This is a genomic window from Amycolatopsis sp. NPDC051903, assembly GCF_044452505.1.
Lineage (GTDB): Bacteria > Actinomycetota > Actinomycetes > Mycobacteriales > Pseudonocardiaceae > Amycolatopsis.
On record NZ_JBITBT010000002.1, the window covers coordinates 630,506 to 657,490 of the forward strand.

At 73.1% G+C, this 26,985-nt stretch carries 24 protein-coding genes; 10 read left to right on the plus strand and 14 right to left on the minus strand.

The annotated features are described in order from the left end of the window. Nucleotides 1-237 precede the first annotated feature (237 nt). The 5 genes from ACIA77_RS07165 to ACIA77_RS07185 form a co-directional block, all read right to left on the minus strand. Entirely contained in the window at nucleotides 238-1,107 is an 870-nt protein-coding gene (locus tag ACIA77_RS07165) for a hypothetical protein (RefSeq protein WP_395884883.1), read from the minus strand. Beyond that, entirely contained in the window at nucleotides 1,104-2,381 is a 1,278-nt protein-coding gene (locus ACIA77_RS07170; protein WP_395884884.1) for an RNA polymerase sigma factor, read from the minus strand. The genes ACIA77_RS07165 and ACIA77_RS07170 overlap by 4 nt, the downstream gene beginning before the upstream one ends. 7 nt (nucleotides 2,382-2,388) lie before the next feature. Beyond that, nucleotides 2,389-2,784 carry a YciI family protein gene (locus tag ACIA77_RS07175; protein WP_395884885.1) on the minus strand — a complete coding sequence of 132 codons (396 nt, stop codon included), beginning with the start codon at nucleotides 2,782-2,784 and terminating at the stop codon, nucleotides 2,389-2,391. Between the two features lie 97 nt (nucleotides 2,785-2,881). After that, nucleotides 2,882-3,781: an aldo/keto reductase gene (locus tag ACIA77_RS07180; protein ID WP_395884886.1), complete on the minus strand. Its 900-nt coding sequence runs from the start codon at nucleotides 3,779-3,781 to the stop codon at nucleotides 2,882-2,884. A 21-nt stretch (nucleotides 3,782-3,802) separates the two neighbouring features. After that, nucleotides 3,803-4,648, minus strand: a complete 846-nt coding sequence (locus ACIA77_RS07185) for an SDR family NAD(P)-dependent oxidoreductase (RefSeq protein ID WP_395884887.1) — start codon at nucleotides 4,646-4,648, stop codon at nucleotides 3,803-3,805. A 118-nt stretch (nucleotides 4,649-4,766) separates the two neighbouring features. Between ACIA77_RS07185 and ACIA77_RS07190 the strand changes: the two genes are divergently transcribed. Continuing rightward, entirely contained in the window at nucleotides 4,767-5,315 is a 549-nt protein-coding gene (locus ACIA77_RS07190; protein WP_395884888.1) for a TetR/AcrR family transcriptional regulator, read from the plus strand. On the opposite strand, the gene ACIA77_RS07195 is transcribed toward ACIA77_RS07190, so the two are convergent. Further along, the gene (locus tag ACIA77_RS07195) at nucleotides 5,305-6,537 is read right to left on the minus strand and encodes a cytochrome P450 (protein ID WP_395884889.1); all 1,233 of its coding nucleotides are present in this window, start codon (nucleotides 6,535-6,537) and stop codon (nucleotides 5,305-5,307) included. The genes ACIA77_RS07190 and ACIA77_RS07195 overlap by 11 nt on opposite strands. A gap of 23 nt (nucleotides 6,538-6,560) precedes the next feature. Beyond that, complete coding sequence (locus ACIA77_RS07200) at nucleotides 6,561-7,208, minus strand: TetR/AcrR family transcriptional regulator (RefSeq protein WP_395884890.1); 648 nt, start codon at nucleotides 7,206-7,208, stop codon at nucleotides 6,561-6,563. 149 nt (nucleotides 7,209-7,357) lie between these two features. Here ACIA77_RS07200 and ACIA77_RS07205 point away from each other — a divergent pair, with 149 nt between their 5' ends. Then, the gene (locus tag ACIA77_RS07205; RefSeq protein ID WP_395884891.1) at nucleotides 7,358-7,660 is read left to right on the plus strand and encodes a hypothetical protein; all 303 of its coding nucleotides are present in this window, start codon (nucleotides 7,358-7,360) and stop codon (nucleotides 7,658-7,660) included. A gap of 144 nt (nucleotides 7,661-7,804) precedes the next feature. Then, complete coding sequence (locus tag ACIA77_RS07210; RefSeq protein WP_395884892.1) at nucleotides 7,805-8,293, plus strand: SCO family protein; 489 nt, start codon at nucleotides 7,805-7,807, stop codon at nucleotides 8,291-8,293. A gap of 63 nt (nucleotides 8,294-8,356) precedes the next feature. Here ACIA77_RS07210 and ACIA77_RS07215 read toward each other — a convergent pair whose 3' ends face one another. After that, nucleotides 8,357-11,989 (minus strand): discoidin domain-containing protein, encoded by a 3,633-nt coding sequence (locus ACIA77_RS07215; RefSeq protein ID WP_395884893.1) that lies wholly within the window; start codon nucleotides 11,987-11,989, stop codon nucleotides 8,357-8,359. A 233-nt stretch (nucleotides 11,990-12,222) separates the two neighbouring features. Further along, nucleotides 12,223-13,797, minus strand: coding sequence for a phosphodiester glycosidase family protein (locus ACIA77_RS07220; protein ID WP_395884894.1), 1,575 nt, complete (start codon nucleotides 13,795-13,797; stop codon nucleotides 12,223-12,225). Nucleotides 13,798-14,393: 596 nt separating this feature from the next. On the opposite strand from ACIA77_RS07220, the gene ACIA77_RS07225 reads away from it, so the two are divergent. Further along, complete coding sequence (locus tag ACIA77_RS07225) at nucleotides 14,394-16,697, plus strand: LuxR C-terminal-related transcriptional regulator (protein ID WP_395884895.1); 2,304 nt, start codon at nucleotides 14,394-14,396, stop codon at nucleotides 16,695-16,697. Between the two features lie 535 nt (nucleotides 16,698-17,232). On the opposite strand, the gene ACIA77_RS07230 is transcribed toward ACIA77_RS07225, so the two are convergent. Then, nucleotides 17,233-17,928, minus strand: a complete 696-nt coding sequence (locus tag ACIA77_RS07230; protein ID WP_395884896.1) for a TetR/AcrR family transcriptional regulator C-terminal domain-containing protein — start codon at nucleotides 17,926-17,928, stop codon at nucleotides 17,233-17,235. 57 nt (nucleotides 17,929-17,985) lie between these two features. Here ACIA77_RS07230 and ACIA77_RS07235 point away from each other — a divergent pair, with 57 nt between their 5' ends. The 3 genes from ACIA77_RS07235 to ACIA77_RS07245 all read left to right on the plus strand — a co-directional run bounded on the left by ACIA77_RS07235 (nucleotide 17,986) and on the right by ACIA77_RS07245 (nucleotide 20,722). Next, nucleotides 17,986-19,401, plus strand: coding sequence for a hypothetical protein (locus tag ACIA77_RS07235; RefSeq protein WP_395884897.1), 1,416 nt, complete (start codon nucleotides 17,986-17,988; stop codon nucleotides 19,399-19,401). Nucleotides 19,402-19,414: 13 nt separating this feature from the next. After that, nucleotides 19,415-20,338 carry a LysR family transcriptional regulator gene (locus ACIA77_RS07240; RefSeq protein ID WP_395884898.1) on the plus strand — a complete coding sequence of 308 codons (924 nt, stop codon included), beginning with the start codon at nucleotides 19,415-19,417 and terminating at the stop codon, nucleotides 20,336-20,338. Nucleotides 20,339-20,428: 90 nt separating this feature from the next. After that, nucleotides 20,429-20,722 (plus strand): muconolactone Delta-isomerase family protein, encoded by a 294-nt coding sequence (locus ACIA77_RS07245; protein WP_395884899.1) that lies wholly within the window; start codon nucleotides 20,429-20,431, stop codon nucleotides 20,720-20,722. 14 nt (nucleotides 20,723-20,736) lie between these two features. Here ACIA77_RS07245 and ACIA77_RS07250 read toward each other — a convergent pair whose 3' ends face one another. Then, the gene (locus ACIA77_RS07250) at nucleotides 20,737-21,660 is read right to left on the minus strand and encodes a LysR substrate-binding domain-containing protein (RefSeq protein WP_395884900.1); all 924 of its coding nucleotides are present in this window, start codon (nucleotides 21,658-21,660) and stop codon (nucleotides 20,737-20,739) included. Between the two features lie 73 nt (nucleotides 21,661-21,733). Between ACIA77_RS07250 and ACIA77_RS07255 the strand changes: the two genes are divergently transcribed. Further along, nucleotides 21,734-22,735, plus strand: a complete 1,002-nt coding sequence (locus ACIA77_RS07255) for a DMT family transporter (RefSeq protein ID WP_395884901.1) — start codon at nucleotides 21,734-21,736, stop codon at nucleotides 22,733-22,735. On the opposite strand, the gene ACIA77_RS07260 is transcribed toward ACIA77_RS07255, so the two are convergent. Next, entirely contained in the window at nucleotides 22,653-23,792 is a 1,140-nt protein-coding gene (locus ACIA77_RS07260; protein ID WP_395884902.1) for a hypothetical protein, read from the minus strand. The genes ACIA77_RS07255 and ACIA77_RS07260 overlap by 83 nt on opposite strands. Before the next feature lie 4 nt (nucleotides 23,793-23,796). After that, nucleotides 23,797-24,411, minus strand: coding sequence for a hypothetical protein (locus tag ACIA77_RS07265; protein WP_395884903.1), 615 nt, complete (start codon nucleotides 24,409-24,411; stop codon nucleotides 23,797-23,799). A 62-nt stretch (nucleotides 24,412-24,473) separates the two neighbouring features. On the opposite strand from ACIA77_RS07265, the gene ACIA77_RS07270 reads away from it, so the two are divergent. Beyond that, nucleotides 24,474-24,854 carry a hypothetical protein gene (locus ACIA77_RS07270; protein WP_395884904.1) on the plus strand — a complete coding sequence of 127 codons (381 nt, stop codon included), beginning with the start codon at nucleotides 24,474-24,476 and terminating at the stop codon, nucleotides 24,852-24,854. Between the two features lie 3 nt (nucleotides 24,855-24,857). On the opposite strand, the gene ACIA77_RS07275 is transcribed toward ACIA77_RS07270, so the two are convergent. After that, nucleotides 24,858-25,703: an alpha/beta fold hydrolase gene (locus ACIA77_RS07275; RefSeq protein ID WP_395884905.1), complete on the minus strand. Its 846-nt coding sequence runs from the start codon at nucleotides 25,701-25,703 to the stop codon at nucleotides 24,858-24,860. Nucleotides 25,704-25,809: 106 nt separating this feature from the next. Here ACIA77_RS07275 and ACIA77_RS07280 point away from each other — a divergent pair, with 106 nt between their 5' ends. Then, nucleotides 25,810-26,952, plus strand: coding sequence for a serine hydrolase domain-containing protein (locus tag ACIA77_RS07280; RefSeq protein WP_395884906.1), 1,143 nt, complete (start codon nucleotides 25,810-25,812; stop codon nucleotides 26,950-26,952). The last annotated feature ends 33 nt before the right edge of the window (nucleotides 26,953-26,985 follow it).

The window sequence follows — 26,985 nt, forward strand, 5'->3', positions numbered from 1 at the left end:
CGGCTGGATCTGCTCGCCGAGCCGCCTGACCACGCGATCGGCCGTTCCCGTGGTGGTCGTCCGCCGGTGTCCGACCCGGTCGACGACCGCGGTCGCAACATGGTCGAACGGCGCTTCAACCTGCTCAACCAGTGGCGCGGCCTAGCCACTCGCAATGACAAGTTGACCATCGTCGACCGCTCCGCAGCCATCCTTCACGCCGCGATCACCTGGGCCAAGGCTTTATCAGACACCCCGCTAGCCGTCGATCGCCTTGCGGCCCGCGTCGTACGCGCGCAGCGCCGCGCCGACGGCCGCCGCCTCCGTGACCTCGAAGATCTCGTCCTCGCTGTGCCCCGCGGCGACCAGTGCGGCGATCTCCTCGTCGGTCACGCGGTAGGACGCGCCGCGCACCTGCTCCGCGTAGCTCTGCCAGGGCTCGCCGACGGGGTCGCCGGCCACCAGCGCCACCCGGAGCGCCCGGTCGGTGACCCCGGCCGCGTCGAGGACGCTGTGGCGCAGGTTCTCGACCACGTCACCGTGATCCGCGGCGGTGCCGCCGGCGAGCAGGAAGCCCGGGAAGCGGTAGCCGAACCGGTGCAGCGACCGCGTGCCGCTGTGCAGCTGCCCGTCGCGCAGGACGAAGCCGAACGCGTTGGCCAAGCGGTTGACGACGTCCCAGACCAGGTTGACCCGCAACGCCTCCAGCACCGCGTCCTTCGGCACGCCGGCGACGAGCGTCGCGTCCGGCTCGCCGCCCGGTCCCGAAACGGTGTCGAGGAACGCGCGCACCGCCCGCAGCTCCGGCCGCGCGGACTCCGGGCGCTCCGGGTCGATCTCGCCGACGCCGGCGATGCGGACGAGCTCCTCGTGCGTGACGGCGCAGAACGGGCACTCGTGCAGCTTCGCGGTACCCATCGCCAGGAACTCGCGCTCCCCCGCGGTCCAGTGCGACGGGCCGCGCATCGCCGGAGCCGTGAGGTCCAGCAGCGCCCGCGACATGAAGTCCGGGCGGTACAACAGCGTCAGCACGATGTCGGGACTGTCCACTCGCGACATCGCGGACGTGGCGGACAGGAACAGCTTCGCGCGGCGGCGGTGGCCGTGGTCCAGGATGGACAGTCTCACCGGTGCTCCTCGGTGTCGGGTTCGGCGCCGGGTTCGGTGCCGGCGCGGTCGAGTTCCAGCAGGCGGCCGGCGAGGAACCGCCGGTCCGCGGGGGTGTGGGCGAGTTCGTGCGCCCGCCGGTACGCGGCGGCCGCCTCCGCGCGCCGGCCGAGCCGGCGCAGGAGGTCGGCCCGCGCGGCGTGCAGCAGGTGGTACTGCTCGAGCCCGTCGATGCCGTCGATCAGCGCGAGCCCGTCGGCCGGCCCGGTGGCCATCGCGACGGCGACGGCGTGGTTGAGCGCCACCACCGGCGACGGCGTGACGGCGAGCAACCGGGCGTAGAGCGCGGCGATGCCGGCCCAGTCGGTCTCGTCCGTCGACGGCGCCTGCGCGTGCAAGGCGGCGATCGCGGCCTGCAGCTGGTACGGGCCGGGCTCACCGAAGCGCAGCGCGCGATCCAGCAACCCCAGTGCCTCCGCGATTTCGGCGCGGTCCCACCTCGAGCGGTCCTGGTCCTCCAGCAGCACGACGTCGCCGGTCGCGCTGTGCCGCGCCGCTGCCCGCGAATCGTGCAGCAGCAGGACCGCGACGAGCCCGAGGGCCTCGGGTTCGTCCGGCATCAGCGCGGCGACGACTTTGGCGAGCCGGATCGCCTCCCGCCGCAGCGCGCTGTGCTCCGGCGAGCCGGCCGCCGCGGTGTAGCCCTGGGTGAAGATCAGGTACAGCACCGCGAGCACACCGGAGAGCCGTTCGGGCAGCAGGTGGTCGGGCGGGACCTCGAACGTGATGCCGGCGTCGCGGATCTTCCGCTTGGCCCGCACCAGCCGCTGCGCGAGCGTCGCTTCGCCGACGAGGAACGTCCGCGCGATCTGCCCGGCCGTGAGCCCGACGACGGCGTTGAGCGTGAGCGCCACGCGCGCCTGCTCGGCGAGCGCCGGGTGGCAGCAGGTGAAGATCAGGCTCAGCCGCTCGTCACCGATCTCGAGCAGGCGGTGTTCGCCGAAGCCGGCCATCGGCACCACCTCCGGGTCCGGTCCGCGCGCCGCGAGCTTCTCCCGGCCGAGCCGGGCCCGGCGGAGCCGATCGATCGCGCTGTTGCGCGCGGCGGTGAGCAGCCACGCCACCGGGTCGTCGGGCACCGCCTCCCACTTGCGCAGCGCCTGCGCGCACGCGTCCTGCAACGCGTCCTCCGCGAGCTCGAAGTCGCCGAGCACGCGGATCAGCGCGGCGAGCATGCGGGCTCGGTCGGCGCGGTAGACCCGTTCGACCGCGTCCGCCGCAGCGGCCACCGTCATGGGCGGGTCATTCGGCGGAGACGCCGGGCTGACCGGCCTCGACCGGCGCGTGGTCCACCCCGGGTACCCCGACGATCGGGCGCACCTCGATCGAACCGTCGGCCGCCATCGGGCACAGCGCCGCCAGCTCGATCGCTTCGTCGAGGTTGCGGCAGTCGAGCACGTAGTAGCCGCCGAGGTGCTCGTGGGTCTCGACGAACGGGCCGTCGGTGATGAGCGTGCGCCCGTCGCGGACGCTGACGGTCGTCGCCGTCGCCTCCCCGTGCAGCGGCTTACCGTCCACCCACACCCCGCGCCGACGGCACTCGTCGGCGAAGGCGTTCACCCGCGCGACCGCGTCCTCGAACCCGGGGTCGCCGGGTTCCGGGCGTTCGCAGTTGTAGATCAACAGCATGTACTGCACGTGTCCTCCAGTCACCTGCTCGAGGTCGGTCGAAGAGGATGACGAACAGCCTGACCGTAACTCGACAGCCGCGCCGCGGCTTTCGGAAATTTCCGGGTCACGCCCCGGTGCGGTGGACGGCGTCGAGGCGCGCCAGCTCGGTCACGCCGAGCCGGACGCCACCCGCGGCGACGTTGTCCTCCAGGTGGGCGGTGGTGCCGGTGCCCGGGATGACCAGCACGTGCGGGCCCCGGTGCAACGCCCACGCCAGGCGGATCTGCGCGGGGCTCACCTCGTGCGCCCGCGCGATCGCGAGCACCTCCCCGTCTTCCGCGCCACCGGTCCCCGCCTCCCGGCCGGCGCCGGCGATCGCGAAGAAGGGCACGAACGCGACCCCCTGCTCACCACAGACGTCGACCACCGCGTCCTGCCCGGGCCGGTAACCGAGCCCGTACGCGTTCTGCACGCACACGACCGGCGCCACGGCCCGCGCCTGGGCGAGGTGCTCGGGCCGGCCGTTGGAGATCCCGAGGTGCCGGATCAGGCCCGCGGCACGCAGTTCGGCCAGCGCGCCGAAGTGCTCGGTGATCGACCCGGCGCCCGACGTCCGCAGGTTCACCAGGTCGAGGTGGTCGCGGCCCAGCTGGCGCAGGTTCTCCTCGACCTGGCCGCGCAGCTGCTCGGGACGGGCCATCGGCAGCCATTCGCCGCCGGGGTCGCGGCCCGGCCCGACCTTCGTCGCGATGATCAGGTCCGCCGGGTACGGCGCCAGCGCGCGGGCGATCAGCTCGTTGGCCGAGCGCAGCCGGGAGAAGTAGAAGGCCGCGGTGTCGATGTGGTTCACCCCGAGCTCGACGGCGCGGCGCAGCACGGCGATCGCCTCGTCCCGGTCCCGCGGCACGGCGTCGGGGGCGAACGCCTGCCCGTACTGCGGCAGCCGCATGGCCCCGAAGCCGATGCGGTTCACCGTGAGATCACCCAGCTGCCAGGTACCGGCGCCGATCACGTCCGAAGTCACCGGGCGAGTCTGGCATGCTCGTCAGCCGAGCAGGGACGGGTGCAGCTCGGGCGGCGCACCCAGTTCCGCGCGGCGGCTGAGCGGGACCGTGCCGTCCACGTCGGTCACCCCGAGTTCGGCGCCGAGCTCCGCGCCGATGAGGGCGCGGCCCGAGTAGGCCGGCAGATCGGGCGACGCGTAGAGCGCGGCGATGACGCGGCCGGTGAACTGCGGCGACTCTCGCGGTGCCGTTCGCGCCCCCGGCGGCAGCGTGGCGAGGTGGGCTTCGGCGCGTTCGGTGCGCAAACCGCCCATCCAGATCGACACGGCGGCGACGTGGTGCGGGCGCAGGTCCTTCGCCATGTCCGCGGCCATCTTGTCCGCGCCGGCTTTCTGCGCGCCGTACGCGGGGCCCTGGTGGTAGGACACCGCGCCGTAGTGGCCGGTGGTGACGAGCAGGCCCCGGCCGTTCGCGATCAGCAACGGAGCCGCGTGGTAGGCCGCGATGAAGTGCGAGCGCAGGCCGACGGTGATCAGGTCGGCCGCGCCGATCGGGTTCTCCCAGAAACCACCCGGGGTGCTCGGGGCCGGGACCTTGGCGGCGTTGTTGACCAGGATGTCGAGCCGGCCGTGCTCGCCGGTGATCCGGGCGAACAAGGCGGCGACGGCCGAGTCGTCGGCGTGGTCGACGGCCACCGGCACACCCGTCCCGCCGGCCGCGTCGACGAGCGCGGCGGTTTCGGCGATGGTGCCGCCGTGCGGTGAGTCGCCGGGACGGGTGCTGCGGCCGGTGACGTAGACCGTGGCGCCGGTCGCGCCCAGCGCCACGGCGATGCCCTTGCCCGCGCCGCGGCTGGCGCCGGTGACGACGGCAATCGTGGGAGCCATCGGATCTCCTCTCCATCCGGACGTCGTGTCCGTTTCCTGCTCCCGACGATATGGACACCATGTCCGATTGTCACGGTGATAGCGGACACGGCGTCCGGATAGTGGCTAGACTCGGGCCGTGGTCACCCCGGAGAAGCGGCAGCGCGCGGACGCGCGGCGCAACTACGACGTGCTGCTCGCGGCCGCGAAGGACGTGTTCACGCGGCTGGGCACGGACGCGCCGCTGGAGGTCGTCGCGCAGGAGGCCGGCGTGGGCCGCGGCACGCTGTACCGGCACTTCCCCTCGCGCGAGCACGTGTTCGCCGCGATCATGCGCGACAGCGCGGACGTCCTCGACGCCCACGCCCGCGAACTGCTCGACGCCCCCGACGGCGGCGCGCGGCTGCCGGAGTGGCTGCGCCGCTACGACCGCGCCGCCACCGAGTACCCCGGCCTGACGGGCCACGTGACGGACGACGGCTCACCCGTCGCCGTCACGTGCGCGCCCATGAAGGCGAGCTTCGCCCGGCTGCTGGCCCGCGCCCGCGCCGAGGGCCACGTCCGGCCCGACGTCACGGCGGCGCAAGTGCTGACGCTCGTGGGCGCGCTGCCGAAGGACCCGGAAACGGGCCGGACCGCGAAGCCCTACCTCGACGTGGTGCTGGAGGGCCTGCGGATCACCACGTGACGGGCAGCTCGTACACGCCGTACACGGATCCGTTGTGCTTGAACGGGATTCCTGCCGGATCACCGGCCAGGGCGAGCGTCGGCACGCGCCGGTAGAGCGTGCGGTACACGACTTGCAGCTCGACCCGCGCGAGCGGCTGCCCGAGGCACTGGTGCACCCCGAAGCCGAACGCGACGTGCCGGCGCGAATCCGGGCGGCGCAGGTCGAGCCCGTCGGGGTCCGGGAACACGGCGGCGTCGCGGTTGGCGATGTCGTTGGCCATGATCAGGCCTTCGCCGGCGCGGATCGTCCGCCCGGCGAGCTCGATGTCCTCCAGCGCGACGCGGCGGCGGCCGTTGTGCGTGATCGTCAGGTACCGCAGCAGTTCCTCGACGGCGCCGGCGATCACCTTCGGGTCGTCGGTCTCGCGGAGCACGGCGAGCTGGTCCGGGTGGTTCAGCAGCGTCAGCGTGCCGAGCGCGATCATGTTGGCCGTGGTCTCGTGGCCGGCGATCAGCAGCAGCACGCCCATCTGCGCGGCCTCGTTCCGCGTCAGTTCTCCCGCTTCGACGCGGTCGGCGAGGCCGGAGAGCAGGTCGTCCCCGCGGCGCGCGAGCTTCTCCCCCATCAGCTCGTCGAGGTAGTCCAGCAGCGCCCGGTGCCCGGCCGCGCGCTCGGCCGGCTCGGCGTCGCGCTTGATGATGACCTTGCTGTTGGCCTGGAAGAAGTCGTGGTCGCGGTAGGGCACGCCGAGCAGTTCGCAGATCACCAGCGACGGCACCGGCAGCGCGAAGGCCTCGACGAGGTCCACCGGGTTCGGCCCGGCGAGCATCTCGTCGAGCGTGTCGTCGACGATCTTCTGCACCGCCGGGCGCAGCCCTTCGATGCGGCGCACGGTGAACGGCGCCGTCACCATCCGGCGCAGCCGCCCGTGCTCGGGGTTGTCCATCAGGATGAAGCTCACCGCCGGCCCGCCCGGCGGCAGCGGCGCGGGGCTCGGGTAACCGGGCCGCGTGATGTCCGCGCTCACCCGCGGGTCCGCGAGCAGCTCCCGTTGGTCGGCGTAACGGGTGACGAGCCACGGCGTGCTGCCGTCCCACAGGCGCACTCGAGCGAGCCGCGCCTCGTCCTGCAGCTCCCGCGCCCGCGGCGGCGGGTCGAACGGGCAGCCGGCCGCGCGCGCCATCGGGAAGTCCGGGATCCCGTCCGCTTCGGGGCCGGCGGGGTCCAGGGTGCTCGTCATGCGTTCCTCCGCAACGGTTTTCGTCAGTCTGATGTGGACGGTGCGAGCCAGACCCCGACGATGGCGTCGACGAGGCCGGTGCCGGCGGCGTGCCAATCGGAACGCGGGGTCGGCGCGCCTTCGGCCACCGCGCGTTCGCGTTCGGCGCAGGTGTGGACCATGAGCTGGCGCGCCATGTCGTCGCGTTCGGCGCGAACGTCGGCGGGCAGGTGCGGCAGGCAGGTGTCGAGCCCGTGGAGGATGCGGTGCAGCGCGGGGGCGCTCAGCGCTTCCTCGATCAGGATCCCGCGCAGCGCCGGATCGGTCATGACCTGCGCGGCGAAGCGTGCGAACCACGTCGGGCCCGGCAGCTGGGCGAGGTGGTCGGTGACCGGCCGCACGAGGCACTCGACCCAGTCACGGGCGATCGCGTCCGCACCCACCCGTTCGACCATGCGCGTGCGCGTGAGCTCGATGCACCCGGCGTGCTTGCGCGCGATCGCCCGCACCAGATCGGCCTTCGCGCCGAAGTGGTACCCCACCGCGGCGTTGTTGCCCTGCCCCGCGGCCTCGCTGATCTGCCGGTTCGACACGGCGTACACCCCGTGCTCGGCGAACAGCCGCTCGGCCGTCGCGAGGATCCGCTCCCGCGTCGGCCCGGCCCTCGCCACCCTCCCGACCGCTGCGCCCACCGTTGCTCCTCCCCGCACCCCCGGACCGGTTCGTGATCAGTCAACCGGACGGGCGCGAGTTAAGTCAAGTGCTTGAATCAGCCCGGGGTGTGCCGCACCCAGGAAGCCGGCTCCTTTTCCGTCGCCGCGCCGCGCCGCAACCTGGACCGATGACCGAAGCGCTCGAGATCACGAGGTTCCGCCTCGCCGGAGACCTGACCGGCGACGACTTCGTCGCCGCCAACGCTGATGTGGACACCTACCTCACAACCCGCCCCGGCTTCCGGTGGCGGCGAATCACGCAGGACGAGGAAGGCGCCGTGATCGACGTAGTCGCGTGGGACAGCGAAGAGCACGCTCGGGCGAGCACCCTCGGGCTCGTGTCCGAGCTGGCGAACTCCCCCGTCCACACCACGATCGACCACGACACCGTCGACTTCCGCATCCTGCCCGTGCTGCACAGTCTCGGCTGACGAAACCTCGCCGGCGGCGGCGCAGCACGATCAGCACCCGCTCGCACCGGACCCGAGTCACCCGCCGGAGTACCGTGGTGATCGGCGGGCCGGCCGCGGCTGTCCACACCGGACAGCCGAGACCCGCGACGAGGAGGCCCCGCCGTGACACCGATCGACGCCACCTTCAGCCTCGTCGACCACCACGGCGCGCCGGTGACCGAAAAGTCCTACCGGGGCCGGTGGATCACGGTGTTCTTCGGCTTCACGCACTGCCGCGTGGTCTGCCCCCGCGCGCTCGGGCGGCTCTCGGCCGTGCTCGACGGCCTCGGTCCGCTCGCGGAGCAGATCCGGCCGCTGTACATCACCGTCGACCCGGACCGCGACACGCCCGAGGTCATGCGCGCCTACCTCGAAACCGGCCACCCGCGGTTCACCGGGCTCACGGGCACGCCGGAGCAGATCGACGCCGCGAAGCGCTCGTTCCGCGTTTTCGCGCGGCGCAAGGACGATCCGGCGGATCCCGACGGTTACGCCGTGCCGCACACCGCCATCACCTACGTGCTGAACCCCGACGGCGAGTACACCACGCACCTCACCGACGGGCTCGACACGGAGACGTTCACCGAACGGCTGCGGGCGGCAGTTTCCTGAAGCCCGCGTTACGTGAAGCCCGGTGCCGGAGCCACCTCGCGGACAGGCTCCGGCACCGGGGAGTCAGCTCAGCTTCGCCGGCACGTTGTACGCCTCCACCTGCAGGCGGGGCGACTTGACCGACTTCCGCGGGGCCACGGTGACCGTGCGCGACTCCCCCGGCAGCAGCCAGAAGTAGTTGTCGCCGTAGAGCGTCGGGAGCACGCGGTCCTTGCCGTTGCTCTCGCGCAGCGACAGCCGCACCATCGCGGCCACGGTCTTGCCGGTGTTGCGGATCGTCGCGGTGTAGCCGTCCTTTCCGGCCGCGCGCAGGCTCGTGTCCAGCTGCGTGCGCCCGAGCTGGTTGAGCGCGCGCATCGCGGTGTCCGTCCGGTAACGCCAGTAGGTGTTCTCCGAGACGACCGCGCCCTTGGCGTCGGTGAGCGTGAGCCGCAGCAGGTGCAGGGCCGGCAGGTCCGCGCCGAACGGCACCGTGAACGCCGGCGTCGCCGAAATCGGGCCCACGTCGAGCTTCTGCTGCTGCGGCGCGCCGAGCGCCGTGCCGTCGAGCCCGTGCAGCCGCGCGGTGACGGTGAGGCCGGTCAGCGCCGCGGGCGTGTGGTTGACCGCCCGCACCTGCCACGTCGAGAGGTCGGCCTGCACGTGGCGGGACTCGCAGCCCTTGCGGGAGCCGTAGTAGCTGCCGTTGACGTCGAGGTCGTAGTCGTAGGTCTGCCACACCGTGCTGTGCCACGCCGGGTGCGACATCCACAGCAGCACGCCGGTGGCGTCGTTCCACAGCTTCGAGTTCCACGCCTCGAAGATCGAGCGCATGCTCTCGTAGTTGACGAACTGCGCCTTGCGGCAGAACTCCTCCAGGCTCGACGACGGCGCGAGCCGCGCGTCGATCGCCGCCAGGTAGCCCTGCGGCGACTGGTTGCCCTGCGTCGACCAGTCGTGCAGGAACCACGGCGCGCCGATCGGCCAGCCCGGGTCGCCTTCGCCGACCAGGTTGCGCATGCTCTCGACCACCGACACCGTCGGGATGCCGATCTCGCTCCAGAACCCGGACTTGCCGCCCGTGGCCTCGCCGGTGAAGTACTGCTCCGGGTCCAGCCAGCGGTACGGACCGTCGCCGGTGATCACGCCGCCCGCGGAGTTGCTCTGGTACAGCAGGTCGGTGTTGCCCGTGACGATCTCGCGCAGCGCCTGGTCGAGCGCGGCCGGCGGGGAGCCCTCGTTGCAGCCGAACCACACCGTGGCGCACGCGTGGTGGCGGTAGCGCAGCACGGTGTCCTTCGCCTGAGCGAGGAAGACGTCGTGGTTGGCCGGGTCGGTCGACCAGCCGTCCCAGAACTCGTTCCACAGCAGGATGCCGTACTTGTCGCAGGCGGCGAACAGCTCTTCGCGGTAGGAGGAGCCGACCCAGTTGCGGATCAGCGTGAAGTTCATGTCGCGGTGCATCGCGACCACGGCGTCGGCCCGCTCGGCCGGCATGCGGCGCAGCAGTTCGTCCCAGCCCCAGCTGCCCCCGCGGATGAACACCTTGACGCCGTTGACGATGATCGTCAGCGGCTTGGCGGAGTTGTCGACCGAGGTGACGTCGGTCCAGGTCGTCCCGTCCTGCGACACCTGGATGCGGAACGTCTGGGCATAGGCGGTCTCCCACGCGATCTGCACGCGGTCGAAGGTGACCGCCGAGCCGAAGTCGACCTGGAGGTACTGGTCGTCCGCGTACTCCGACGTCCAGCGCGTACCCGGGTTGCCGTCCACCGCGTTCTCGGGCGGGTTGCCGTCCGCGACCGACGAGCTGGTCGCGAGCTTGCCCTGCGCGAGGTCCGTGCCGGGTGTCGCACTGTCCACAACGGACAGCGTCCAGCACGAGAAGCCCCAGCCGGTGGCGCGGCGGTCGCACTGCAGCCGCACGTACCGGGCCGTCTGCGGGGCGAAGTCCACGGTCTGCTCGGCGACGCCGTTCACGGGCACGATCGGCACGTCGTACTGGTAGTCGATCTTGCGGATGCCGAACTTCACCGCCCGGCGGTCGCTCACGGCCGCGCCGATCGCGGCGGTGAGGGTGAGGTCGTGCAGGGCCGGGTCGCCGTAGCCGTTGGGCCACCACAGCTCCGGGTTCTTCAGCCGCAGCTGCGGGAAGTCGGCCGGGGCGAACGTCGCGGCGCCCGCCTCGCCGGCGGCGAGGGTGACCGTGGCCGAGACGCTCACGCCGTCGAATTCGGCGGTGACCTTGGCGCGTTGCGTGACGCCGCTGGCGTTGCGCACCGGAACGGTGATGGTGAGTTCCGCCGCGTTCGTGTCGGGCAGGTTGGGCAGCTTGGTGTCCACGCGGGCGTCCCCGACGACGACGGCGCCGGTGGAGCGCAGGCGCACGTGGTCCCACAGGCCGGACGCGCGGTCGCGCACCGCGGGCATCCAGTCCCAGCCGGACACCGCGAGGTAGGTCGGCGAGTTGGTGAACATCGTGCTGTCCGCGTCGACGAACGACAGCCCGGCCGGGCCCTTGTCCCCGGGGCTGCCCGGGAACGGCATCGGCGTGATCTTCACGGCCAGGTTCTGGTCACCGGCACCGCTCAGCGCCGACGTGATGTCGAAGACGGCCCGGCCGAACGGGTTCGACGCCGAGCCGACGTGCTTGCCGTTGAGCCAGATGTCGGCCGCGTGGTTGATGCCGTCGAACTCCAGCCACACGTAGCGGCCGGCGCGCGTGTCGAGCCCGCGCGGCACACCGAACGAACGGCGGTACCACCACGAGTGCCGCGACAGCGCCTCGGGGATGTGCATGTTGTTCATGCCCGACACCGGGTCGGGCAGGTGGCCCTGCTCGACGAGCGAGCCCAGGACCGTGCCCGGCACGGTGGCCGGCAGCCAGCCGCGCGTGTCGACCGACGGACCCGACAGCACGGCGCCGTCGGTGCTCGGCGCCCAGTCCTGCATGGTCAGCGCCCACCCGGACTCCAGCGGCACGGTGCCGTCGGCCGCCACGGCGAGCGCCGGCGGGTTGTCGTGGTTGCGCACCGGCCACGACGTCCAGCCCTGCACCGCGGGGCGGGCGCCTTGGCTCGTGCCGAAGACCTGGAACCCGTTGAGGCCCAACGGGTTCGTGGTCGAGAGCTTGCCGGAGGTCAGCCGCACCCAGCGCGCGCTGACCGGTTTGTCCAGCGCGACGGTCACCACGCCGCCGGTCCCGGCGTCGCTCGAGTGCACCGTGCGCCAGGCCTGCCCGTCGGCGGAGACGTCCAGGTCGAAGACCACGGGGTAGCTCGACTGCACCTCGGCGCCGGTGGTGTGGCTGCGTGAGCCCGCGGCGTCGAACGCCGGGTCGCCCGGGCGGGCTTCGAACGTGAGGACCACGGACGTGATGTCGCAGCGGGCCTGCAGGTCGACGATGATCCACTGGGAATCGCCCTTGGCCGCGCGCCAGCCGGAACCCTGTACGCCGACCTGCGCGAGGCCGTCCACGGCGAACTCGGCGGGCGTGGCCGCGTAGTCGGTGGACGACACCTGCACGGGCCGGAAGAGCGCGAGGTCCGCCGGGGTGCGCGCGTCGGTCGCCGCCGGGGCGGCCGACGCCGCGGACGCCACGCCCGGCAGCACGGCTGTGAGCCCGAACCCGGCCAGCAACCCGGTTCCGGCGGCCAGCACGTGCCGTCTCGACAGCGACGACTCCGCGCCGGGCGCGCCGCTCTGGTCCAACGTCATGGGATCTCCCGCTCTTCGAGACAGAGTCCGTCACGTGACGCGGGGCCGGGGGCGTCGACGTCGACGGGTGACAACGTTGCCAGGAAGCTTCCCGGCCGTGCACCCGACCGTCAAGAAGACAAGTGAGACAAGAATCGGCCACGCTGACATCGATGTCGGCGACCGGATCGGTCAAGCGGACTCAGGCGCCGGGGCCTGGCCATGGGCAGCGGCCGAGCCCCGGCGACCGCGGGTCAGCGCACCAGCACGGCGTCGCCGATCGGCCGCTCACCGGTGGCGTCGGACGGGTGGTTGACGAGCGCGCCGTTCACCGCCATGGCGGTGGAGCCGCCGCCGTCGAGGTTGAGCGCGTCGACGGCGCCGAGGCTGCGCATCAGCTGCGCGCCCTCCTCGAGGGTCACGCCCTCGCTCACGCCCGGCTGGCGGCCGTCGACGGTGACCAGCAGCAGCCGGCCCTGCGCGTCGAGACCGGCCATCGTGCGCGGCTGGCGCTGCTCGGCCCACGCGTAGCCGAACGACAGGTCCTTTGGGTCGAGCACGCCTTCCGTGGCCGCGTCGATGGCCTGGCGGCCGTCGCGCAGCAGCACCGGCGCGGCGCTGACGATGCCGTCACCGGCCCGCAGCTCGACCGGTTTGCCCGCCGCGGTGCGCACGCGCTCGTCGACGGTCAGCCGGCGACCGGCGACCGCGTGGGCCGTGAGCCAGCCGGCCGACGCGCCGATGCCCTGCACCGCCGAGCCGCCGGCCGGCACCGCGCCGCCGCGGGCGCCGACCGACAGCACCCGGCCGGTGCGGTCGAGCGTGACCTGGGTACCGGCGCCGGCCGGCAGCGCGGCCCCGAACTCGGTGGTGAAGAGCACGAGCTCGTCGGCGGTGGTGCAGGTGAAGTCCTGCCGCGGCTGCGTGGTCGGGGTCAGGCCGGGGCGGCCGCAGTCGCGCACCACCCCGGGCTTGCGGTTGACACCGTTCACCGCGTGCGCCGCCGCGCCGGAGCGAAGCGTGACGGCCGACGTCAGGTTCTCGATGGCCGCGTCGCCGTGGCGGCCGAGCACGAGTGCCGCGCGGGCGCCCGAGGACAGCGATTCGACCTTGCCGTCGTAGGCGGCCAGGCCCGCGGGCACGCCCTGGAACCCGTCGGCGTCGGCGGTGACGAAGAACCCGCCGTTCACGGCGATGAACGCGCCCGCCTTCGCGGCGATCGACGAGGTCGTCTCACGCTGGGCGACGGTGCCGTCGTGCGTCGCTTCGACGGTGCCGTGGAAGCGGTTCCGGTCGATCACGGCGACGTGGACGCGTTCGGCGTCCGGGGCCTGGTCGGCGTCGTACCCGGTCCACTCGGCGACGGCGCTGAAGCCGGCCGCCTTGAGCTTCGCCGCGGTGGCGGTCGCGTCCGTCTGCGTGGCGTAGGAACCAGTGCGCACGCGGACCCCTTCGACGCCGTGCGGGGTGTCGGCGAACCCAGGCCAGCGGACGGTGTCCTGCCGCGCCGGGTAGCCTGCCGCCGTGAGCCGCGCTGCGGTGTCGCCGGCCCACTGCGCGTCGCCGAGTTCGGCCGTGGTGGCGGCGCCCGTGAGCACGTTCTTCGCCGGCGCGGTGATCGTGACCGTCCAGAACGGACTGTTGTGCTGCGGCGTCAGCAGGCCGGTGCGGACGGTGACACCGGGCGCGACGGCGTCGGTGGTCCAGGTGTAGCCGGCCGGACCGGGCACCGCCGCGGCTTCGGCGGCGGGCGACAGCACCGCCGCCGCCGCGCCTGCGGCGACGACGGCCGCCACCAGCGCCCGGCGGGGACGCGAAGAAGTGGACACTGTGGGTTTCTCCCTTGCCTCAACGGATCCGGGAGATTTCACCCCGTCTCGTGGACCCGGACCTGTCGGCCGGCTGGAGCGCCGGTGAACCTCTGCCGAACCCCCGCCGCACTCGCCTGCGTACGTAGTTTCTCCGTAGGTCTCCCGATGTGCGGGCCGCGGCTGTGCGTCAGTCTGAGAACCGAAGCAAACCCGACACGGAGGTCCCCGATGGCGATAGACACTCCTCGCCAGCCGTGCCCGGTCTGCTTCCGGTCCACGGTCCTGATCAGCCACTGGTGGGGCCGGCAGTGGACACACGTCGGTACCTGGCGCCCCGGCTGCGAGCCGGCCGGACGCGACCGGGAAGCATTTCACTCCCCCGCACCGGACACCAGACCGCCCGCACCGGATCTGGCTGCCTGAAAGGAGAAAGCCGACGATCCCGCGGAAAAAGGAGGTGCTCGCTCTCCCCCCGACCGAGTGAGCCCCGGCTGAACCCCGTACCACGGAGACAAGACGTGGTACGGGGTTCGGTGCTGCCCGGATCAACCGGAGAAACCTGACATCGGCGACCTCGCGACGTACGCTCACTCCGACGCGTGGAGGTGGTCTCGATGGGGACGCTGCCAGCAGAGCTGACCAGCTTCATCGGCCGCCAGCGGGAATTGACCGAGATCCGCCGGCTGCTCTCCGCGAGTCGGCTCGTCACGCTCGCCGGCGCCGGGGGCGTCGGGAAGACGCGGCTGGCCGTGCGCGTCGCGGATCAGGTGCGGCACACGTTCACCGACGGTGCCTGGCTCATCGAACTCGGCGACCTCCACGACCCGGACCTGCTCGCGCAGACCGTCAGCGCGGCGTTCGGGATCCGCGACGCCGACGACGACCCGCCCGCGCGGCTCACGGAGTACTTGCGCGGCAAGAGCGTGCTGCTCGTGCTCGACAACTGCGAGCACCTGGCCGGGGCGTGCGCCCGGCTCGCGCGCGACCTCCTCGCGGCTTCGCCGGACATCCGGATCCTCGCCACGAGCCGGCACGTGCTCGCCATCGAAGGCGAGCGCGTGTACTCCGTGGAACCGCTCGCGGTGCCGCCAGTGCGCGACCTCGCCGACGCCGCGAGCCTCGACGCGGTGACGTTGTTCACCGAACGCGCGACCGCCGTCTCGAACGGCTTCTCGCTCGACGCCGACAATTGGGCCGGGGTCGTCGAGGTGTGCCGTCGCCTGGACGGGCTGCCGCTGGCCATCGAACTCGCGGCGGTGTGGGTGCGCACGCTGTCGATCGACGAGCTGCTCGACCGGCTGGACGACACGTTCCAGCTGCTGAGCCGCAACCCCGTCGCGCCGGAGCGGCAGAAGTCGCTGGTGGGCACGATCGACTGGAGCTACTTGCTGTGCACGCCGCGACAGCGTCTGCTGTGGTCGCGGCTTTCGGTGTTCGCGGGCGGGTTCCACCTCGACGCGGCCGAGGAGGTGTGCGCGGGCGACGGCATCGAGCGCACCGACGTGCTCGCGCTGGTGGCGGCGCTCGTGGACAAGTCCCTCGTGCAGACGGCGCACGACCGCGCGCCGACGCGGTTCCGGCTGTTGCAGACGATCCGCGAGTACGGGCGGCAGAAGCTGGCCGAGGCCGGCGACGAAGCCGCGATGCGCGACCGGCACAGCGAGTACTTCCACCGCCTGGCAGCGAACGCGGAGCGCGACTGGGACATCGGCGCGCACCAGGTGCAGGTGTACACGATCACCCGGCGCGACCACGCGAACCTGCGGACCGCGCTCGAACACGACCTCAGCACTCCCGGCCGGTACACCGCGGGCCTCGACCTCGTGGTGACGCTGCACTTCTTCTGGCTGCACTGCGGGCACCTCACCGAAGGGCGGCTGTGGCTCGCGCGGGCACTCGGCGTCAACGAACGGCCGAGCCGGAACCGCTCGCGGGCGCTGTGGATCAGCGGGTACGCGGCGTGCCTGATGGGCGAGCCGCGCGCGGCGCTGCCGCTCGTCCAGGAGGCGGGCGAGTGGGGCCGCCGCCACGACGACGCCGTCGTGCTCGGCCACACCGAGATGATCACCGCCGCGTGCCACTTCCTGCAGGGCGACTTCGCCAACGCGACCGCGCTGTTCCGCGAGGCGAGCGAACGGTTCGCGGCCATCCCCGGGTTCACCAGCATCAAGGTGCTGAGCCTCGCGACGGTCAGCCAGTCCGAGTCCTGGGGCGGCGACCCCGCCACGGCGGTGAAGGTGGCGGATCGGGGACTCTCCATCTGCGATTCCACCGGCGAGCTGCGCGCCCGCACCCACTTGCTGTACGCGCGTTCGCTGGCCGAGTGGATGCTCGGCGACCACGACGCCGCCGAATCGGACCTGCTGCGCGGAGTCCGCACGGCCCGGCTGTTCAACGACATCCTCGGCGCCGCGATGTGCGTAGAGCTGCTGTCGTGGACCGCGGCAGCCACCGGCCGCACCGAACTGGCCGCCGAACGGCTCGGGGTTTCCGACCGCGTGTGGCCCCTGGTGGGCGGCAAGGCGCTGCTCGGCCAGCCCCGCGCGCTCGCCCAGCACGCCACCTGCGAACACGAAACCCGCGAAGCCCTCGGCGACGCCCGCTACCGCACCGCCTTCAAACGCGGCGCCGAAGCCGCGACCGGTTTCGAACCCGCGCTGACCCACCTCCTGGGCGAAAACGTCGCCGCCCCGACCCCCGCCGCGCCCGTCGGGCGGGAACCGTCGGAGCCCGAGCTGACCATGCGGGAACTCGAGGTCGCCGAACTCGTGGCCGAGGGCCTGACCAACAAGGAGATCGCCCAGCGGCTCGTCATCAGCCGGCGCACGGTGGAGTCGCATGTGGACCACATCCTGGGGAAGCTGGGGTTCAGCTCCCGCAGCCGGATCCCGGGATGGCTGGCCGAACGCCGGAACTGAGCTTCACCGCACGGGGAGCCGGCTCGCGCCACCGCCCGGTGTTCGCCGGCGTGGCGTCCGGTTCACCACGGGGTGCGGCCTCCCCGGCCGTGCGGCGGTCCGATCGCGATCGAGCCGCCGCACGGCCGGGGAGGCCACGGATTTTCACCGCGGGAGGCGCATTTTTCGCCCCAGAGCCGCGGCTCGGTCGCCTTCGGCGAGCGACTCTCATTGCCGCAGGTGTAGCGCAACGCACCGGCGATCAACCTGACCGCGCTCCCCCAGCCCGCTCGCGCGCTCCTGCCGCCGACAGATTTCACTGCAGTGGGCGCATTGCCCCGCGCCGCAACCGCGGACGGAGCCGCCGTCAGCGGACCTCGTCGCCGCGCGGTGGCGCCGCCCGGTCGGCCCGGCGCGCGCTCCGGCGCGGCCCGGCGGCCGAACGCCGGAACTGAGCTTCACCAGGCAGGGAGCCGGCTCGCGCCACCGCCCGGTGTTCGCCGGCGTGGCGTCCGGTTCACCACGGGGTGCAGCTGAGCCTGGCGGCCACGGACTTTCACCGCGCGGGGAGCCGGCTTTCGATGCCGTCCAGCAGGAAGCCCAGGCCGAGTTCGAACTGGGCGTCGCGGGGTGGGCCCGACGGGTGGGTGAGCCACTCGGTCAGCAGGGGGACGGTGCCGTCGGCGGCGGCGAGGTCGCGGGCGGACGCCAGGGCCGCGGTGAAGGCCGCGCCGGTGGGTTCGTGGCGGGCCTCTTCGGCCTCCTGCGCGCCGCTGCCGAGGACGTGGCGGTCGAGGAGCGCGGCGTAGGCCATGGCGTCCGCGAGGGAGGCGCCGCGCGTGGTGAGGACGGCGAGGGTGAACTCCAGGCGCCGCATGAGGTGCGGGCCGAGCGGCGGGCGGGTGTGGGTGAGCAGCGCGCACCACGGGTGGCGGCCGAGCATCCGGCGCGTGGCGAGCGCGAGGGCGTGCAGGTCGGTGCGCCAGTCGGCGCCCGGGGAAACGGGGACGGGGACCTCGGCGACGACCGCGTCGAGCATCAGGTCGGTGAGGCCTTCGCGGCTGTGGACGTAGCGGTAGAGCGCCATCGCGGTGTACGGGCCCAGGCTCGTGGCCACGGCTTTCATCGTGACCGCGGCCATCCCGCCTTCGTCGGCCAGCGCGATCGCGGCGGCCACGATCTCGTCGCGGCCGAGGGCGCGCTGGCGGGGTGGCGGCGGGGGCAACGTCCAGATCGACGGCTCTGCTGGCATACTCGAAGTTTATCTCATATAGTCGAGTTTATCAGCAAAACTTTGACGGGGGATCCCATGACACTGCCCGGTATCCGCCTCGGTGTCGTCCGGGGCATCAGCTACGGCTTGTTCGGTGAGCCGGACGAGTTCGTCCCGCAGGCGCGCAAGCTCGGGGCCGGCCTCGTCCGCGCGTACGTCTTCTGGAGCCAGGTCGAGCCGCGGCCCGGCGAGCACGACTGGACGGCCGTCGACGCCCTGCTGGCCCAGCTCGACGGGGACGAAGAGGTGTGGCTCACCGTCTGCTCCAGCTCCCCGTGGGCCACGAAGGTCGCCACCGACTTCCTGCCGCCCTCGCCCGCGCTGGACGCCGCCGCGTACGGCGATTTCGTCCGCCGGCTCGTGCAGCGCTGCGGTGGCCGCGTGAAGTTCTGGCAGTGCGACAACGAACCCAGCAACACCGGGCTCCTGTGGGCCGGCAGCGCCGAGGAGTACGTGATGCAGCTGAAAGCGTTCCACGCGGCGGTGTGCGAAACCGACCCGGCCGCGCTCGTCGTCCTCGGCGGCTGCGGTTACGACGTCTTCAGCAGCGCCGAGGGCAGCGAGCCGCGGGCGTTCTTCGAGCACCTCGTCGACGCCGGGCGCGATCACTTCGACCTGTTCAGCGCGCACCTGTACGGTGATCCGCGCGCCGTGCCGTCCTTTGTGGATCAGGCGACGGCCATGATGGCCCGCCACGGCGAGCCCAAGCCGATCGTGGCGGGTGAGCACGGCGGACCGGTGCCGTTCGAATTCCCCGAGCTCGAGCCGGCGATGCAGCAGGCGTTCGCGACGGCGTTCGCCGAAGCGCCCGCGACGCAGAGCACCGGCGAACTGCAGGAACGCCTGGCGCGGGAAACCCCCGAACGCGCCGCGATGCGCGCCCTGTACGCCCGCATGCCCGAGCTGTCCCCGCGGCTGCAGATGTTCCTCGACGGCTGCCCGCCGGAGCTCGACGCGCTGCGCGACCGGATCGCGTGCCGCCAGCTGGTGATGCGGACCGTCCTCGCGCTGGCCGCCGGCATCCGGCGCACGGCGTACTGGAACCTCGCGCCCGAGGTCCCCGGCCCCGTCGACCCGCTGCAGGTGATGCACCTGCTCTTCGGCAAACTCCCCCTGCTCGGTTACCGCGAACGCTCGCTGGAGGTCCGGCACCCCGCCGCCGAAGCCTTCGCCCGCACCGCCGAGCACCTGGCCGGCGTCGAGCGGGTGTCGCAAGTGGACACCTCCGTCTTCCGGGTCGAACGCACGAGCCGCGCGCCCCTGTTCGTGCTGTGGGACGACCGCGACCCGGTCGACGGTGAGCAGGACCCGCCCGTGCCGGTGACCCTTCCGTGGCCGGCGCCGGCCGCCACCGCGGTCGACGCGCTCGGCGAACCGGTCGCGACGCGCGTCGACGCCGGCCGGGTGCGGCTGGAGGTGTCCCTCACGCCGGTGTTCCTGAGCGCCGGGTGACTACGATGCCGAGGTGGAACTGCGCCAGCTGCGGTACTTCGTCGCCGTCGCCGAGGAGATGAACTTCGGCCGCGCCGCCGAACGGCTGCACATCGCCGGGCCGTCGCTGTCGCAGCAGATCAAGGCGCTCGAACGCGATCTCGGCGTGCGGCTGTTCGACCGCGACCGCCGCTCGGTCTCCCTCACAACGATCGGTGAGTCACTCCTGCCCCGTGCCCGAGCCCTGCTGGCGCAAGCCGACGATCTCCGGCGACGGGCCGCCGGGCTGGCGAGCACCGAGAAACTGCGGCTGGGGTACGTGAACTGGCTGCCGGCCGACCTCGCCGAACGCACTGCCGGCGTCGCCCACGTGCAGGTCGACACGTGGGTGCTGCCGTCCCACGCCCAGGCCGGCCGCGTCGCCGACGGCAGCATCGATCTCGCCGTGTGCTGGATCCAGTCGCCCGATCTTCTCGCGCAGGACCTCGGCGCGCGCCTCCTCGGCGCGGACCGCCTGTACGCGGTCGCGCCCGCCGGCGACCCGGCCCCGGTGACCGCCGGGGACACGGTGGTCCTCGTGGACTCCGACACGCTCAGTTGGTCGTCCTGGAACCTCTACGCCGGCCAGTTCGCCCGCGCCACCGGCGCCGCGGTGGCCGAGACCGACGACGGCGGCGTGACCGGCCCCGCGTTCTTCGACCACGTCCGCCGCCTGCGGCGGCCCGTGGTCAACTCGCCGAAGGGCCAGGCGCTCCCGCTGCCACCCGATCTGGTGCGCCGCCCGATCACCGAGCCCGCGCCCTACTGGACCTGGTCCCTCGTCACCCGCCGCGACGACGCTCGCGCCTCCGTCCACGCCGTCGCCACCGCCCTCACGGCCGGTCTCGATCTCCCGGACCTCGCCGGCCCCGCGGCCTGGGTCCCCTCGACCGACCCGTTCGCGGCCGACCCCGGGTGAGGCGCGGCCTCCGACGTGGGAGCGATCCGGACGTGGCGCACCGCCCGCGCGGCGGCGCACGATCGAGGCCACCGGACAGAGGAGGCGGCCGTGAAGGAATTCCTGGTCGAGATCACCACCACCATCCCCGACGGCACGGACCCGGCCGAGGTCGACCGCCGCCGCGCCGCGGAAGCCGTGCGGGCCGGGCAACTCGCGGCCACCAGCCACCTCGGCCGGCTGTGGCGCCCGGTCAGCGAACTGCGCAGCGTCGGCCTCTGGCGAGCCGACGACGAAGCCGACCTTCGCCGCAACGTCCTCGGCACCCTTCCCTTGCACGACTGGATGAGCTTCGCCGTCACCCCGCTCGAACCGCACCCCAACGACCCCGGCCGGGAAGCCTGAACGGCCGGAGGGCCTCAGCGCACCGGCTGCACCTCCGCCCCGAACCGGGCCGACGCCGCGCGCAACGCGTCCAGCGCCGCTTGCACTCCGCGTTGCTGCTCTTCGCCCGCGCGGCAGATCGCGATGATCGTGCGCGACAACGCCGGCCGCGTCGTCAGGATGCGGACGCCGGCCGGAGGCGCACCGCGCGCGAGCCGGGGCACCAGTGCCGCCCCGGCGTTTCCCGCGACCAGCGCCAGTTGCGTCGGGTACCCGCCGACGGTGCAGCTGATCTTCGGTTCCAGCTGCTGCGCCCGCAGCACGTGCACGAGCCACTCGTAGCAGCCCGAGCCGGCCGTCCAGGCGATCCACGGCACGTCGTCGACCTCGGCGAGGTCGACGGTGCGGCGGTGGGCCAGGCGGTGCCCCGCGGGCAGCACCAGGTCGGCGACGTCGGAGAACAGCGTGATCGCGCTGACGGTCGGCGGGAGCACCGTCGGGCGGTCGGCCCAGCTCTCGGCGACGGCGATGTCCAGCTCGCCCGTCACGATCTGCGGGATGGTCTGCTCGGCTTCCCCTTCGCGCAGCGTCACCTCCAGCCGCGGGTGCTGGGAGGCCAGCGTCGCGAGGGCCGGCGGCAGCAGCGCGTGGACGGTCGTCGGGATCGCGCCGATGCGCAGCGGCCCCAGCACTTCCTCGTTGAGCAGCTCCAGGTCCGACCGCGCCTGGGCGAGCTGGGCCAGCACGCGTTCGGCGTGGGCGGCCAGGACGCGGCCCGCGCGGGTGAGCCGGACACTGCGGCCGCGCGGCTCCAGCAGCGCCTGGCCGGCCTCGCGCTCCAGCTTCGCCAGCTGCTGCGACACGCCCGACGGCGTGACGTGCAGCGCCGCGGCCGCGGCGGCGACCGAGCCGTGCTGTGCGACGGCGTGCAACGCGCGCATCCGGTCCAGGCTGAACACAGTAGGAATACTACTGATTTTCCCGCAGGAACATTCGCTTGTCCTTGACAGTTGCGCACCCCACGCTTGACGGGTGACCACGACCGAGCTCCCCTCCCGTCCCCCCGTGGCCGGCCCCATCACCGTGCTCACCGGACGCGTCGACCCGCGGCTGCTCGCCGCGGCCGGCAGTCTCTGCATCGCGCTGTCGTCGGTGTTCATCAAGGTGTCGGGGGCTAGCGGGGCGACGAGCTCGTTCTGGCGGTGCCTGTTCTCACTGCCGGTGCTGGGCGTGCTCGCCTACTGGGAGTGGCGGCGCACCGGCGTTCGCTCGAAGGTCCTGTTCCCGCTGCTCGGCGGACTGGGCCTGGGGCTCGACTTCGTGCTGTGGGGCGAATCGATCCCGCGCGTCGGCGCCGGGATCGCGACGGTCCTGCTCGGCGTCCAGGTCGTCATCGTGCCCCTGCTCGCGCTGCTGTTCCTCGCCGAACGCCCGGGCCGGCAGTTCCTGCGCACGGCGCCGGTGCTGCTCGTCGGCATCGTGCTCAGCGGCGGGTTCCTCGGCGAGTCCGCCGTCGGCTCCGATCCCCTGTCGGGCGCCCTGCTCGCGCTCGCCGCCGGCGCCGGTTACTCGTGCTACCTGCTGTTCATCCGCCTCAGCAGCGGCCCGGCCACCCAGATCCGGTCCCTGCTGCTCGCGACGGTTTCGGCCGGCACCGTCGCCGTGGTCCTCGGCCTGCCGTTCCACCGCCTGGATTTCACGCCGGGGTGGCCCGTGTTCGGCTGGCTGGTCGCGCTCGCCCTCGTGGGCCAGGTCGTCGGCTGGCTGCTCATCGCGGCCGGGCTGCCGCGGATGTCGGCGGCGACGGGCTCGACGCTGATGCTGCTGCAGCCGATCGGCGCCGTGGTCTACGGCATCATGCTGCTGGGCGAGGACCCGACGGTGCTGCAGCTGGCCGGGTGCGTGATCGTCGTCGCGGCGGTGTGCTTCGCCGGGCGGGCTCCGCGCGACGTCAGCTCTCCGGAAACGCCAATCCCGCCGAAGCGAGGATTCCGCCTGCGAGCTCGCGCAGCTCGTCGCACCGGAACTCGATGACGTCCGGTGACCCGAGCAGGTCCTCGGCCAGCTCGTCGACGGACCAGGTGACGACGGTGCCGTGGCGCGCGAGCAGCAGCCCGACGTCGCGGATCCGGTAGAGGTCACCGACGTCCAGCCACGCGTAGAGCAGCAGCTGCCACAGCCACCGGCCGACCCGCGCGGGGTCGCGGAGGCCGGCCACGGTCTTCACGTCGAGCAGCGTCGCGGTGCCATCGCCGATCCCGCGCGCCGGGTCGATGGCGCCCAGCAGCACGTCGCCGTCGGCCCAGCCGGGGACGATCGTCGGCCCGGCGATGCCCAGCTGCTCACCCTCGGGCGGGTTGCCGCCCAGCCGCCGCAGCTCCCACAGGGCGCCGCGGTCGTGCAGGCGCTTCGCGAGCTCGGCCAGCTCCGTGACCTGGTCCGCGGTGGCCAGGCCGCGCAACGCGTCGACGCTCATCGCGCCACCGTCGACGGCCCGCGCGAGCCGCGGGTCGATCGCGCCCGAGCGGTAGACGTCCTCACACGCCGAGAGGACCCAGTTCGTCCGCGCGAGACCGGCTTCGACACCCGGTGTCCCGAGCGTGCCCGGCGGCGCGTGCCGCTCCTGGTACGCGCGGGCGCGGCCGAACAGCTCCGCCCACACCCCGGCGGCGCCGGGCACCGGCTCGGCGACCGCGCCGCCGAGCTGTTCCCCGAGGTCCAGCCAGGTCGTCGCGGCGGGCCGCACGCCGAGCGCGCGGGCGCGGAACTCCGCGGGCAGGCCGCGGTGCGTCGGGTACTCGGCGGCTTGGCGGTGCGCCCACGCGCCGGTGGCCCACTGGGCGTTCACCAAGCCCAGCAGCGAGTAGTACGGCGGCGCGGGCTGGACGAGGTCGGCGACCCGCTGCCCGAACGCCCCGCCGATCTCGGCCCAGTGCCGGCGCGGCACCTGCGCCGCCGAGGGGCGCACCGGCCGGACGTCCTGCACAGCCGCCTCGACGTGCGCCGCCACGGCCGGCGTGCCGGTGAAAACGCGGTCGCACCACCGCGTGAGGACGCTCGCCGGATCGGCCAGCTCGGACGTCAGCGACACGCCCTCACCCCGCGAGCGCCTGGCCCTCGCGGAAGAACGCCGCCAGGTCCGGCACCTCGCGCACCGGGTGCGCGGCGCCGAAGGGCGCGTTCCAGAACTCGCCCCGCCGCGGCTCGTGCGGGCCGACGTACGCGTACGGCTCGGACAGGAAACCGTCGCCGGGCGAGACGCCGTAGTTGACCTGCCCGACGGTGATCGCGACGTCGAAGTGCTCCGGCCACAGCACCGGGGTCTCCTCGGGCGCGAACTCCCGCAGCGCACGGTCCCCGGCGGCGAACGCCCGCAGCAGGGTGGCCAGTGCGGCGGCGTCGAGCTCGATCGTCTCGCCGGGCCGCACGCCGGGCCCGTCGGAGTAGACGTCGGCGAGGTCGCCGGCCTCGACGCCGATCTCCGCCGCCACGTCGCGATAAGTACGGCCGGGCAGATCGACTGCCCCGGAAGGCGTAACCACCCGCGGCCCGTCGACGGTCAGCGCGGGCTCGGCGATCGTCGCGAACCCCTCCCCCGCCACGCGCAGCTCGATCCGCCCGGAAGTGCGGAACTGTGGTCCGGCCAGCAGTAACTCGGCCACGCCGTGCAGCGAACGCCGCGTCCGCGCGAGCTCACTCGACTCCGTCATACCCCCGATCCTGCCCTTTCCGCCCACCAGCGGGCGAGCCGGACCACCAGTACGCTCGCCGCGTGATCAAGAAGGCACTCACCGCCGCGGTCGCGCTCGCCGCGGCGTTCGGTCTCGCCGGCTGCAGCAATCCCACGGGGAAGTCCTGGGCCATCAGCTACGAGGTCACCGGCAGCGGCACGACGACCGGGATCACGTACTCCCAGTCGGTCGACCGCTACCAGGACGACTCGTCGGACCACCAGCTCACGGGACCGCTCGGGCTGCCGTGGAAGCAGGACGTGATCATCAGCGCGGGCCGCGACGCCAAGGTCACGGCCACGCCGACCGGCGACGCCACGCTGTCGTGCCGGATCCTGCTCGACGGGTCGAAGGTGCTCGCGAAGGCCAGCGCGCCCGCGCCGGGCAAGCCGGTGACCTGCAGCAAGACCACCGACAAGTAGCGCTCAGGCGAGGAATTTCGCGACGGTCGCAGTGAAGGCCGCCGGGTCGTCCACCCACGGGTAGTGGCTCGCGCCCGGCTGCACCTCGAGGGCGGCGTCGGGGAACAGCGCGGCGACCGCGGACGCGACGCCGGGCGGGGTGATCCAGTCGAGCGCGCCCGCGAGGACCAGCACCGGGGCGGTGACCCCGGCCAGTCCGGCACGGGTGCGCAGCGGATCGAACGCGCCCTCGGAGTTGTACACCCGGGCCGCCTTTCCGTTGCGCTGCACGGCTTCCGTGGCGTGGTGCGCCTTCGCCGCCGCGTCCCAGCGGCCGTAGTACAGCGGCGCGACGGCGGCCCAGTCGGCGCTCGTGGCGTGGCGGTTCGCGATCGCTTCGTACGCCAGGGAAACCTCCGGGAACCACGATTCCGCCGACCGGCGGGCGACCGCGAGGCGGCGTTCACCGGGTGACGGGTCGAGGGCGAGCGACCGTGCGCTCGGGGTGATCAGCGCGAGCCGCCCGATGCGGTGCGGGTGCGCGGCCGCGTACTTCACCGCCAGGCTCGCGCCCGCGGAGTGGCCGAGCAGCTCCAGCCGGTCCGCGCCGAGGTGCGCGCGCAGGGCTTCGACGTCGGCCACCTGGCGGTCGCAGCGGTACGTGGCCGGGTCCGCGGGTTCCGCCGACTCCCCGGTGCCGCGCAGGTCGAGCGCGAGCAGCGGCCGGTGCGCCGCGAGCCCGCCGAGGTCACCGAGGTACGCGCCGGCGCGCATCGGGCCGCCGGGCAGGCAGACGACCGGATCGCCGATGCCTGCGCCGAGTACCCGATAGGCGAGCGCGGTCCCGTCGGCAGCGGCGAAGGTCGGCATGCGCGGATCCTGGCACCGCCGGGTGACCGGCGGCAAATTCGGTGGTCGGCCCGGTGACGCGGCCCGTACTGTCCGGCGCGGCGTTCGAGGGATCGAGGAGCACACGGTGAGCACGACCTACCACGGGGAAGCCGGCGAACGGTTCGGCGCCGTCGCCGACGCGTTCGACCGGAACTTCGCCGACTTTCCCGAACTGGGCGCCGCGGTCACGGTCTTCGCGGGCGGGCGCAAGGTCGTCGAGCTGTGGGGCGGGGTCGCCGACCCCGCCACCGCCCGGGCGTGGGAGCGCGACACGGTGGTGCCGGTCTTCTCGTGTGCCAAGGGCATCGTGAGCCTCGCCGCGCACCTGCTCGCGCAGGAGGGGCGGCTCGACCTCGACGCACCGGTCAGCCGCTACTGGCCGGAGTTCGCGGAGCACGGCAAGGCGGGCATCACCGCGCGGATGGTGCTCGGGCACCGAGCCGGGCTGCCGGTGCTCGACCGGACCGTGCCGTTCGGGGAGATCGCCGGGTGGACGCCCGTGATCCGCGCGATCGAAGAGCAGAAACCGTTGTGGGAGCCGGGATCCACCTACGCCTACCACGGGCACGTCTTCGGGTTCCTGCTCGGCGAGGTCGTCCGCCGGATCACCGGGCGGACCGTGGGCGGGTACTTCCGCGACGCCGTGGGCGAACCGCTGGGGCTCCGGGTGTGGCTGGGCCTGCCCCCGGCCGAGCTGGCACAGCGCGCGCTGCTCGTCGAGGCCGAAGGCCGGCCCCCGATGCCGCCGCCCGAGCACATCCTGACCCGGATCGTCACGATGAACGGGGCGTTCGCGTTCCCGGGCCTCGACGAACCCCGCGGCTGGAACGACCCGGCCCTGCTGGGCATGGAGCTGCCGGGCGCGGGCGCGACGGCGTCGGCGACCGGGCTGGCGGGCGTGTACGCGGCGGCGGTGACGGGGATCGACGGCAGCCCGCGTCTGCTGACCCGGGAGACGGTCACCGACGCGGTGCGCGAGGTGTCGGCCGGGCCGGACTGGTTCGGGTTCGACGCGGGCGCCCGCTGGGGTTCGGGCTTCCTGCTCGATTCGGCGTTCCGCCCGATGCTCGGCGCCCGCAGTTTCGGCAACGACGGCGCCGGCGGCCAGTTCGCCTTCGGCGACGACGAGCACGGCGTGGCCTTCGCCTACGTCGCCAACCGCATGGTCGGCCACGGCGACGCCCGGGCCACGCGGCTCGTCACCGCCGTGCGCGCGTGCCTGGGCTGACCCCGGAACCGCGGCTACCTCGGCGTTTCCCGC